Source organism: Streptomyces sp. NPDC059567, assembly GCF_042735655.1.
Classification (GTDB): Bacteria; Actinomycetota; Actinomycetes; order Streptomycetales; family Streptomycetaceae; genus Streptomyces.
On the sequence record NZ_JBHWBS010000003.1, the window covers coordinates 99,645 to 111,119 of the forward strand.

Annotated in this window: 9 protein-coding genes; 7 read left to right on the forward strand and 2 right to left on the reverse strand. The window is 70.5% G+C overall.

The annotated features are described in order from the left end of the window. Positions 1-85: 85 nt before the first annotated feature. From ACFVZW_RS02985 to ACFVZW_RS03015, 7 genes are all read left to right on the forward strand, one after another. Complete coding sequence (locus tag ACFVZW_RS02985) at positions 86-1,594, forward strand: APC family permease (protein ID WP_384515840.1); 1,509 nt, start codon at positions 86-88, stop codon at positions 1,592-1,594. 1 nt (position 1,595) lies between these two features. Beyond that, a complete protein-coding gene (locus ACFVZW_RS02990) occupies positions 1,596-2,012 on the forward strand; it encodes a universal stress protein (RefSeq protein ID WP_384515842.1) in 417 nt (138 codons plus the stop codon). A gap of 257 nt (positions 2,013-2,269) precedes the next feature. Continuing rightward, the gene (locus ACFVZW_RS02995) at positions 2,270-3,679 is read left to right on the forward strand and encodes a family 2B encapsulin nanocompartment shell protein (RefSeq protein ID WP_384515845.1); all 1,410 of its coding nucleotides are present in this window, start codon (positions 2,270-2,272) and stop codon (positions 3,677-3,679) included. A gap of 100 nt (positions 3,680-3,779) precedes the next feature. Further along, a complete protein-coding gene (locus tag ACFVZW_RS03000; RefSeq protein WP_384515848.1) occupies positions 3,780-5,063 on the forward strand; it encodes a family 2 encapsulin nanocompartment cargo protein terpene cyclase in 1,284 nt (427 codons plus the stop codon). Positions 5,064-5,077: 14 nt separating this feature from the next. After that, the gene (locus ACFVZW_RS03005; RefSeq protein WP_384515851.1) at positions 5,078-5,962 is read left to right on the forward strand and encodes a geranyl diphosphate 2-C-methyltransferase; all 885 of its coding nucleotides are present in this window, start codon (positions 5,078-5,080) and stop codon (positions 5,960-5,962) included. 172 nt (positions 5,963-6,134) lie between these two features. Next, the gene (locus ACFVZW_RS03010) at positions 6,135-7,457 is read left to right on the forward strand and encodes a cytochrome P450 (RefSeq protein WP_384515854.1); all 1,323 of its coding nucleotides are present in this window, start codon (positions 6,135-6,137) and stop codon (positions 7,455-7,457) included. A gap of 79 nt (positions 7,458-7,536) precedes the next feature. Beyond that, on the forward strand, positions 7,537-9,357 hold the full coding sequence (locus ACFVZW_RS03015) for an ABC transporter ATP-binding protein (RefSeq protein WP_384515857.1): 1,821 nt from the start codon (positions 7,537-7,539) through the stop codon (positions 9,355-9,357). A gap of 24 nt (positions 9,358-9,381) precedes the next feature. Here ACFVZW_RS03015 and ACFVZW_RS03020 read toward each other — a convergent pair whose 3' ends face one another. After that, on the reverse strand, positions 9,382-10,188 hold the full coding sequence (locus tag ACFVZW_RS03020) for a hypothetical protein (protein ID WP_384515861.1): 807 nt from the start codon (positions 10,186-10,188) through the stop codon (positions 9,382-9,384). Positions 10,189-10,387: 199 nt separating this feature from the next. Then, positions 10,388-11,449: a trypsin-like serine peptidase gene (locus ACFVZW_RS03025; protein ID WP_384515864.1), complete on the reverse strand. Its 1,062-nt coding sequence runs from the start codon at positions 11,447-11,449 to the stop codon at positions 10,388-10,390. Between the last annotated feature and the right edge of the window lie 26 nt (positions 11,450-11,475).

Consider the following 11,475-nt stretch of genomic DNA (forward strand, 5'->3'; position numbering starts at 1 on the left):
CCTGCACATGCACGTCGGGTCGAGCCTCCCTACGATGAAGTCGTAGGTCTCGCTGTTCTGTCTGGCTCGTCGGGAGCGAGGGAACATGACCGCCGAGGATGCCGCGCCCGCCGGGCGACAAGTGGGTCTGAAAGCCAACGCGATCGGCTTCGTCGACGCGCTCGTCATCGGGCTCAACTCCACCTCCCCCGCGTACTCGCTCGCGGCCGTCATCGGCCCGATCGTCGCCCTGGTCGGCATCTACGCGCCGGGCGTGATGTTCGCGTCCTTCGTGCCGATGCTGCTGATCGCATCGGCGTTCTACTACCTGAACAAGGTCGACCAGGACTGCGGTACGACCTTCTCCTGGGTCACGCGCGCCATGGGCCCCTGGGCCGGCTGGCTCGGCGGCTGGGCCATCGCGATGACCGGAGTCCTGGTCGTCGGCTCGCTCGCCGACGTGGCCGTGAGCTTCGCCCTGCTCGCCTTCGGCCTCGACAGCTGGGTGGACAACACCTTCGTACGCCAACTCCTCACCGTACTGCTCATCCTGGTGATGACGGCCGTGTGCGTCATCGGCACCGAGCTGTCGGCCAAGGTGCAGAACGTCCTCATCCTGGCGCAGGTCGCCTGTCTGCTGATCTTCGTGGGCGTGGCGTTCTATGCCGTCTACGCCGGCACCAGCAAGTACCCGTCGGTCGAACCCGCCTTCAGCTGGCTCAACCCGTTCGGGGCCGGTGGCGCGGCGCTGACCGGTGGGCTGCTCCTGGGCGTCTTCATCTACTGGGGCTGGGAATCGGCGGTCAACCTCACCGAAGAGGTCGAGGACTCCGCGACCGCCCCCGGCAAGGCGGGGCTCTGGTCGACCGTCATCCTGCTCGTGACCTACGTGTCCGTGGGATTCGCTGTCGTGGCCTATGCCGGTCCGGTGTTCCTGGCCGAGAACGCCGGGGAAGAGGAGTTCATCTTCGCCCAGCTCGCCGGTGACGTCCTGGGCGGCTGGGACTGGATTCTGCTGCTCGCCGTCTCCACCTCCGCGATCGCCTCCACCCAGACCACCATCATCCCGGCGTCGCGCACCGCGCTGTCGATGGCACGCCGCCGGGCGCTGCCCGCGCACTACAGCCACATCAGCCCGCGCTTCCGCACCCCCGACGTGAGTACGTGGTGGGTCGCCGGCATCGCCATCGCCTGGTACCTCGTGGCGAACCAGATCAGCGAGAACGCCCTCTTCGACTCGCTCACCGCGCTCTCGCTGCTGATCGCCTTCTACTACGCGCTCACGGGCCTGGCCTGCGCGGTCTACTACCGCCGCCATCTCTTCGAGAGCGTCCACAACTTCCTGCTGATCGGGCTGGGCCCCCTGGTCGGTGCCGGGCTGCTGGCCTGGCTCCTGGTGAGGTCCGTGGCCGACATGTCGGATCCGGCGAACTCCTACAGCGGCACCTCGTGGTTCGGACTCGGCCCGCCGCTCGTCATCGGCATCGGCATCGCCGTCACCGGTGTGGTCATCATGCTCGTATGGCGCCTGCGTGCCCCCGCGTACTGGCGGGAGCGCCCGAGCGTGGCCGACCCCGACCTCGTCCACGGTCGCGGTCGCGGCAAGGAGTCCTGAGATGTCGGTCGTTCTCGGCTACGACGAATCCCCCGGCGCCGCCCGCGCGTTGCGCATCGCGGTCGAGGTGGCCGCCGCCTTCGACGAGCGTCTCGTCCTGGTCTACGGTGCCGCGGCCCCCGGCCCCACGGGCGAGGAGTACGCGTCGCACCACGAGGCCATCCGCCAGGCCGGCCGCACCGGACTGGAGCACGCGGTCACCGAGGCCGACCGGGCCGGAGTCCCGACCGTCGTCGAGGTGATCGACGACAAGCCCGCCCAGGCCCTGATCGACGCGGCCCGCCGCCACGCGGCCCGCGTCATCGTGGTCGGCAGCTGGGGCGAGAGCCCGATGCGCGGCGCACTCCTCGGCTCGACCCCCCACAAGCTCCTCCACATGTCCACGGTCCCGGTCCTCTGCGTCCCTCCCGAGGAGTGAGCGCTCCGGATCGCAAGGGGGGCACGTGTGCTCTCGGCCAAGCGGTCCGGATGTCGTCCTTCGGCCCCGTAAACACCCCGCCGAGCAAGATCACTGCTTTGAGGTAATACCCAAGGCCTCATGGGGCGAGCCGGGCGTACCGGGCGTTACTGTTCCCCGGGATCTGGACGGATTCCCAGAGGTTCGTCCCCCTTTCTTCCTCGTCGTGGTCGGCGCGTGTCCGCCGATCGCCACCCTTGCCAAGGAGAGCTCGCCCGATGACCGTTGAGACCAGGGCGGATGCGCGACCGGAGCCGACTCGGCAGTCCCTCAGCACCACGGCTGCCCGTAACCTCGCCACCACCACCAAGTCCGCCCCGCAGATGCAGGAGATCACCTCCCGCTGGCTGCTGCGGATGCTCCCCTGGGTCGAGACCAAGGGCGGCGCCTATCGAGTGAACCGGCGGCTGAGCTACACGGTCGGCGACGGGCGCATCGACTTCGTCCAGGACGGTGCCGACGTCCGGGTGATCCCCCGGGAGCTCGGCGAACTGGCCATGCTGCGCGGGTTCGACGACCTGGCGGTCCTCACCGCGCTCGCCGACCGGTGTGCCCAGCGCGACTTCCGCGCCGGCGAGGTGCTGGTCGAGCGCGGTACCCCCGCCGAACAGATCCATCTGATCGCCCACGGACGCATCAATCAGGTCTCCGCCGGCAAGTACGGCGACGAGGTCGCCGTCGCCGTCCTCGCCGACGGCGACCGGTTCGGTGACCACACCCTCCTGGACGGCCAGGGCACGTGGGACTTCACCGCCACCGCCGAGACCGCCGGCACCTTGCTCACCCTGACCCGCGCCGACTTCGACGCCGTGATGTCCACGGCGCCGAGCCTGCACGCCCACATCCAGCAGTTCAGCTCGCTGCCCCACCAGCGGCAGAACCGCCACGGCGAGGCCGAGATCGCGATGTCCGCCGGCCACGTCGGCGAGGTCGCGCTGCCCGGTGCCTTCGTCGACTACGAACTCAAGCCGCGGGAGTACGAACTCTCCGTCGCCCAGACGGTCCTGAAGGTCCACACGCGGGTCGCCGACCTCTACAACGGGCCGATGAACCAGACCGAGGAGCAGCTCAGGCTCACCATCGAGGCGCTCCGCGAGCGCCAGGAGCACGAGCTGATCAACAACCGGGAGTTCGGTCTGCTCCACAACGCCGACTTCAAGCAGCGGATCCAGCCCCACTCCGGCCCACCCACCCCGGACGACCTCGACGAGTTGCTCTGCCGCCGCCGCGGCACCAAGCTCTTCCTCGCCCACCCCCGGACCATCGCGGCGATCGGGCGCGAGCTCAACGCCCGCGGGATCTACCCGGACAACGTCGACCTCGGCGGGCAGCAGGTCCTGGCCTGGCGCGGGGTACCGATCCTGCCCTGCAACAAGATCCCCATCAGCCGCGAGAACACCAGCTCGATCCTCGCCATGCGAACCGGTGAGGACAACCAGGGCGTCATCGGCCTGCGCCAGACCGGGCTTCCGGAGGAGTACGAGCCGGGCCTGTCGGTGCGCTTCATGGGCATCGACGAGCGGTCGATCATCTCCTACCTGGTCACCACCTACTACTCCGCCGCCATCCTCGTGCCCAACGCGCTCGGCGTGCTGGAGAACGTGCAGATCGCCCGCAGGCACGACTAGAGCACCCGTCCGAGGGCCGCGACGGCCCGGACCGGGAACCGGGGCAGGGCGAGCAGCCCGTGCTCCGGGCACCCCCACCCACCTCACCAAGGAGCTACGGATGCCCGATCCGGGGCTTTCCCCTCTGCAGTCGAGCCTGCCTGCCGCCGCGACCGGCTTCGGGGCCCACGTCATCGAACACGCCCACACCCTGGCCACCGGTCTCGGACCCGTCGTCGAGGCCGCGGCCGTCATCGAAGCCGCCGTGGAAGCCGAGACCGCCGCGGACGCCGTCACCCCACTCGCATCGCCCACCCCCGAGCTGGACCGGATCCTGCGCGGCCCCACCGGTCTGGGCACCTCGAGCCTGTACCTGGGGCGGCGCGAGGAGCCTTCGGCCCCGCCGGCGCCCGAGGCTCCGGTGGCAGGCATGCCGATCCCCGGCCTGTACCACCACCCCATCCCGGAGCCCGACGCGGTGCGCGTGGAGGAGGTCAGCCGCAGGATCAAGGCCTGGGCGCTGGACGAGGTCGACCTGTACCCCGAGGACTGGGAAGGCGAGTTCGACGGCTTCTCCGTCGGCCGCTACATGGTCGCCTGCCATCCCGACGCCCCGACCGTCGAGCACCTGATGATCGCCACCCGGCTGATGGTCGCCGAGAACGCGGTCGACGACTGCTACTGCGAGGACCACGGCGGCTCGCCCATCGGCCTCGGCGGGCGCCTGCTGCTCGCGCACACGGCCCTCGACCCCTTGCACACGACGAAGGAGTACCAGCCGCAGTGGGAGGAGTCGCTCCACGCGGACGCCCCTCGGCGCGCCTACCGCTCCGCCATGGAGTACTTCGTCCAGCACTCCACCCCCTCCCAGGCGGACCGGTTCCGGCACGACATGGCCCGGCTGCACATGGGATATCTCGCCGAAGGCGCCTGGGCCCAGACGGACCACGTGCCCGAGGTGTGGGAGTACCTGGCGATGCGGCAGTTCAACAACTTCCGTCCCTGCCCCACCATCACGGACACCGTCGGCGGCTACGAACTGCCCGCGGACCTCCACGCGCAGCCGGCCATGCAGCGCGTCCTCGCGCTCGCCGGCAACGCCACCACCATCGTCAACGACCTGTACTCGTACACCAAGGAACTCGCCAGCCCCGGCCGGCATCTGAACCTGCCCGTGGTGCTCGCCGAACGCGAGGAGCTCTCCGAGCGGGAGGCGTACCTGAAGGCGGTCGAGGTCCACAACGACCTCATGCACGACTTCGAAGCCGAAGCCGCCGCCCTGGCCGCCGCCTGCCCCGTCCCTAGCGTGCTGCGCTTCCTGCGCGGAGTCGCCGTGTGGGTCGACGGCAACCACTACTGGCACCAGACCAATACCTATCGATACAGCCTGCCCGATTTCTGGTAAGAACGGAATCATCTGTGACCAGCACCGACTTCACCACCGTCAACGGCACCTCCGCCTTCGTCCCGGGACCGGCGACGCCCTATCAGGGCGACATCGCCCGTTACTGGAACAACGAGGCGAGGCCGGTGAACCTGCGCCTCGGCGATGTGGACGGTCTTTACCACCACCACTACGGCATCGGCGACGTCGACCACACCGCCCTCGGGGACGTCGAGGACAGCGAGTACGAGAAGAAGCTGATCGCCGAGCTCCACCGCCTGGAGTCGGCGCAGGCCGAGGTCCTCCTGGACCACCTCGGCGCCATCGGGAGCGACGACACGCTCGTCGACGCCGGCTGTGGCCGGGGCGGCTCGATGGTCATGGCGCATCAGCGATTCGGGTGCAAGGTCGAGGGCGTCACGCTGTCGGCCAAGCAGGCCGAGTTCGCCAACCGGCGCGCCGAGGAGCTGGGCATCAAGGACCATGTGAACGCCCGCGTGTGCAACATGCTCGACACGCCCTTCGAGACCGGCCAGGCCGCCGCGTCGTGGAACAACGAGTCGAGCATGTACGTCGACCTGGAGGACCTCTTCGCCGAGCACTCCCGCGTCCTCGAGGTCGGCGGACGCTATGTGACCATCACCGGTTGCTGGAACCCGCGTTACGGCCAGCCCTCGAAGTGGGTCTCCCAGATCAACGCGCACTTCGAGTGCAACATCCACTCCCGTCGTGAGTACCTGCGCGCCATGGCCGACAACCGTCTCGTCCCGCAGGCCGTCGTCGACCTGACCCCCGCGACGCTTCCGTACTGGGAGCTGCGCGCCACCTCTTCCCTGGTCACCGGTATCGAGGAGGCGTTCATCAACTCCTACAAGGACGGCTCGTTCCAGTACGTCCTGATCGCGGCCGACCGCGTCTGACCGACCACCGCACCGCTGACCGAAGGGGTCGGGCCCGCCAGGAACCCGGCCCCTTCCGCACAGCCGGAGCCCGGAGCCGGGATCCCGTGGGCCGGCGCGAGGCGGTCTGTCGCCCCCCGCGCCCGCCCCCTACAGTGCGTGACGACGCGCCGTCGCCGAACAGGAGCAGACCGTGGCCACCCCCGCCCGCCCGTCCTCCCTTCCGAGCCCGTCTCCCTCGACTCGCCAGGTTCCCGAACTGGATCCCGCCCTCGTCGCGACGTGGCAGGCCGGGGGAGGGGAACTCGTCGACCTCTTCGTCGAGGCGCGCGAACGCCTCGGCGGCGTCGCCGCGTTCCGGCTCGGCCCCCGCCCCACCGTCCTGATCACCGCCCCCGAGGCCGTGCGGCACGTGCTCGCGCTCCATCCCGACCGGTACGTGAAACGCTCGCACCGCGCCAGGCTGCTCCTCGGCGACGGCGTCGTGGCCGCGACAGGCGATGCCTGGCAGCGCCAACGGCGGCTGCTGCAGTCCCAGTTCACCGGCCGGGGAATGCGCCGCTACGAGCAGCGGATCAACGAGGCCGCCCGGACCACCGCGGCGCGCTGGGACGCGTACGCCCGTACCGGGCAGGTCTTCGACCTCGGCGAAGAGATGCGCCGATTCGCCCTGGACACCATCTGGCGGTCCCTGACCGGCCACCCCATCGACCCCGGTACAGAGCGCGAACTGAGCGCCGTACCCGCCGTGGTGGCCGCGCTGCCCACTCTGCCCGCCGACACCGCCGCGGCTCAGAACACCGTCGCCGACGAGCTCGCGAGGATCGACGCCGTCGCGGGCCCCGCCATCGCCGCCGCCCGCGTCGGCGAGGCCGGACCCGACGGCCCCGGCCTGCTGCACGTCCTCATCGATGCGGCCGGAACCCGCCCCGAGTACACCGACCGGTTGATCCGCGACGAGTTGGTCACCCTCCTCGTCGCCGGTCACGAGACCACCGCCACCACGCTGACCTGGCTCTACCTCCTGCTGGATCGAAACCCGCGCGCGCGGGAGCAGGCGCTCGCCGCGGGCGCCGACGGTTCACCCGAACGGCGGCAGGCCGTCCAGGCACTCGTCAGCGAAACGCTGCGCCTCTACCCGTCCGCATGGATGCTTCCGCGCTGCGCGGCGGAGGACGACCTCCTCGCCGGATACGAGATCGAGGCCGGAACCGACCTCCTCGTCTGCCCCTACCTCACGCACCGGGACCCCGGACTCTGGGAAGACCCCGAGCTGTTCGACCCGGCGCGCTTCACCACCCCCGGCCGTCGCCCCAACGACCCAGGAAGCTACCTCCCGTTCGGCATCGGGCCCCGGGCCTGTCTCGGCCTGCAATTCGCCCTCCGGGAGTCCACCGTCCTCCTCGAACGCCTGCTGCCCGCCCACACCCCGCGCTTCCGCTCCACCCCGGCCAGGACGGCGTACGGGATCACGGTCCGCCCCGACGGCCCCACTCCCGCGACGGTGGGTGGCTAGAAAAAACGCTTGGACCGTGCGGGTGCCCTCACGGAACACTGCGGATCCTGTCCTACAGGTCCGACAAAGCAGGGTTGGGATGGTATTGCCTGAATCGCGCAAAGGTTCGCCGGGCAAAGGTCCGGTGCTCCTCGCACTTCGTTACTACGGGCGGGAGTTGGCCCGCCTCCGATGGCTGACACTGCCCGCCATGCTGCTTCCGGCACTGGGCAACATCGGAATCTTCTACATCGCGCCGCTGGTCGTCGCGAAGCTCGTCGGCCGGATCGTCGGCGGCGGCCGTACCGACGTCGGTTCGATGCTGCCGTACGTCCTCGGCTTCGCCGGCGTACTGCTCTTCGCCGAGCTGCTCTGGCGCATCGGACTGCACTGTCTGAACCGGCTCGACGCCCGTGGCATCGAGCAGCTGTACGTCCTCGGCATGGACGAACTCTTCGCCAAGGACGCCGCGTTCTTCCACGACAACTTCGCCGGATCGCTGACCAAGCGGGTGCTGAGCTTCGCCTCCCGCTTCGAGGATTTCGTCGACACGCTGACGTTCTCGGTCGTGGGCAGCTTCGTGCCGCTGGTCTTCGCCTCGGTGGTGCTGTGGCAGTACGAGCCGCTGCTCGTGGTCGGCCTCCTGGTGATGATCACACTGGCGGCGCTGTGCGTGACGCCCCTGATCCGCCGCCGTCAGGCGCTCGTCGCCCAGCGCGAGGCGGCGATCGCCCGGGTGTCGGGTCACGTCGCGGACAGCCTCATGAACATGGACACGGTCCGGGCGTTCGCCGCCGAGGAGCGTGAGGCCGCCGAACACCGGTCCCGCGTCGCGGAGTCGCGGCGCCTCACGCTGCGTTCGTGGGACTACGGCAACCTGCGCATCGACACCTTGGTCGCGCCGTTGTCCGTACTGACGAACACGCTCGGTCTGCTGCTCGCCATCGCTCTCGGTGCGGGGAACCACGGCGTGGAGGCGATCATCGTCACCTTCACCTACTACGCGAACGCGACGCGGATCATGTTCGAGTTCAACCAGATCTACCGCCGCATCGAGAGCTCCATGACGGAGGCCGCGCAGTTCACCGAACTGCTGCTGACCCCGTCGACCGTGCTGGACCCGGTGCATCCGGAGCCGCTGCAGTCGGAGAAGTCCGTCGACGTGCGGTTCGAGCGGGTGACCTTCGCGCATGCGGGGGCGCAGCCGCTCTTCGAGGGGCTCGACCTCGCCGTCCCCAGCGGGGCCAAGGTCGGTCTCGTCGGCCGCTCCGGCGGGGGCAAGACCACGCTCACCCGGCTGCTGCTGCGGATGACGGACGTCGACGCCGGCCGCATCCTGATCGGCGGACAGGACATCAGCAGGCTGTGCCAGGCCGACCTGCGCAGTCTGATCGCCTATGTGCCGCAGGATCCGGCGATGTTCCACCGCACCCTGCGGGACAACATCGCCTTCGCCCGACCGGACGCCACCGACGCCGAGATCCGCCGCGCGGCAGAGGCGGCGCACGTCACGGAGTTCGCCGACGTCCTTCCGGAGGGCTTCGACACCATGGTCGGCGAGCGGGGCGTGAAGCTGTCCGGCGGGCAGCGCCAGCGCGTCGCCCTCGCCAGGGCGATCCTTCGCGACGCGCCGCTCCTGCTCCTGGACGAGGCGACCAGCGCGCTGGACTCGGAGAGCGAGATCCTCGTCCAGGACGCGCTGTGGCGGCTCATGGAGGGTCGCACGGCGTTCGTGGTGGCACACCGTCTGAGCACGGTCGCCACCATGGACCAGCTGGTCGTCCTCGACCGGGGCCGGATCGTCGAAAAGGGCACGCACCAGGAACTGCTCGCGACGGACGGCGCCTACGCGAAGCTGTGGCAGCACCAGTCGGGCGGCTTCCTCGACGACACCGCCGCCCGGGCGGCCGACCTGCTCTGAAACCGCGCCCGGGGCGCACCGAGGCTAGAGGTTCAGGCACACCACGAGCAGGCAGAGCTCCGACGGCCTCGTCGCGGTCGGAGCCTCCGGTGCGGTCGGCGCGGCGCTCGGCTGCGACGCTTCCGAGTCCGCCGAGCCGTCGCCGGAGCCGGCGGTCCCGTGCGGGGCGGCCGGCGCTTGCGTCTGCGCGGGGCTCGTGTCCGCCGTGCCGGAGGATGCGGGGCCGGTGTCCGGGGAGCCGCTCTGCCGCTGCTGGGCCTGCTTCGCCGTCGTGGGAGGTGCGGGGGCCGTCTCCGGCCGGGTGCTGGGCGGAGTGGTGCGGAGGGAGGCCGTGCTGTGCTGTTGCCGCGGGAGGTCGGGTGCGGCCGGCTGCGTGGAAGGCGTGGGCGCGGTGTCCTGCGGGGCGGGCGGTATCGACGTGGGGCGCGGGTTCTGCGCCGCCTCCTCGCCGAAGCCCGTGCCCGGCTCCTCCGGCGCCGTGGCCGCCTGAGCCCGCTCGCCGCCCTGCCGGTCCATCGCGGACACGGTCAGACCGCCGCCCACCAGGGCGAACGCGGTCGCCACCACGGCCCGGCGCCTGCTCTTCCTCCAGCGGGCGCGCTGGCGACGACGCGCCGCCCGCCCTTCGGACGAGGGCAGTTCACCCATGGGATCCACGGACGGGCCCTGCCACGAGCCCTCGTCGAGGCCGGCCTCGACGGCCGTCGCGGGCGAGGCCGGGACGAAGCGGCCGTGGTCGGTGATCGGGGCGATGTCCGGGGCGTAGGCGCCGCACCCGGGGCACACCAGGGCGCCGTTGAGATGCCGGCGACACGAGGAGCAGTAGTCCATCTCGGGTCTTCCTGAGTTGACATGCCGCCGACCCACCGGGCCGCGGTTCGGTCGCGTTCGCGAACGGGATCGAGCGCCACGCAACGCTAACGAAGCCCTCGAAAGGCTGTGCGCAGCCTGTGTGAGGCTCCTGTGGGGATTCGCCGGGGAGCTGCGACGGGCGTGTGTCGAGCCGCGGCGGATCGTGCGGGGGCGCGTTTCAGACCCAGTTGACGTCCGCCCGCGCCAGCAGGGGGTCGTCGACCAGCTCCCAGAGCGGTACGGCGAAGTTTCCGAGGCGGTAGCGGCCGCCGAAGTGCAGGCCGAGGACGCGGTGGTCCGTCAGGTCGAAGACCGGGGAGCCGCTGTTGCCGCCCAGGGTCGAGCAGTCGTGTTTCATCACCTGACCGCCGGGGGTGAACTCCGTCGCCGTACCCGGCTGGAGTCGCTTCACGTTGTAGACGTCCATGAAGATCCGTCGCATCGACTCGGGCTCGTTGCGGCGGCCGTCCCAGGCCGGGTAGCCGATCACGTACACCGGTCGGCCGGGCACGTTCGCGGGTGCGTCGGCGGCGACCGCGAGGGGGGTGGGGAGTGCGCCTCCGTCGGGCGGAGCGACCCGGAGCAGTGCCATGTCGACATCCGGGTGGATGCCGATCACCTCGGTGATCTCGTACGGGGGCGGGCCGCCGACCGGCTCCGGGGCCGCGGACAGCTCCTCGCCCGGGTCGACGCGCGCGGACATGCCCTGCTGGAAGGACCAGCCTGCGTTCTCGGCGCGGCTGAACTCCACCGCCACGTGCCGGTTGGTCATCACCGTCCGCGGACCCACCAGGAAGGCCGTCCCGACCCAGTCCAGGCTCGGGTGGCCGGTCACCTCGACGCGGCCCACGCGCGCGATCGACTCGCGGATCGCCGCCCGGCCCGCGTCGAGCACGGACCAGTCGCCGTCCTGCGCCGCGAAGTCCTGCCCCTGCACCAGGATCGCGGGCCGGCCCTCCAGGAGGACGATCGCCTCCACCCCGAAGTACTCGTCCTCGTCGATCTCGTCCGCGCGGCCCCCGGCCAGCTTCTCCAGACCGGTGACGCCGGCCTCCAGGACCCGGGCCCGTTCCTCCTGCGCGAAGCGGGAGATCTGGCCCGCCGGAGCCTCGTCCGGCGGCAGCTCCTCCACCGACTCGGAGATCTCCGCCTCCAGGTGCCCGCGCACCCGTGCGGCGACGCCCCGCAGATCGTCGAAGACCCGCTCGGGATCGGTCGCGACCGGTGATCCGTACCGCATCTCCCGTCACCTCCTCCTCAGTTCCT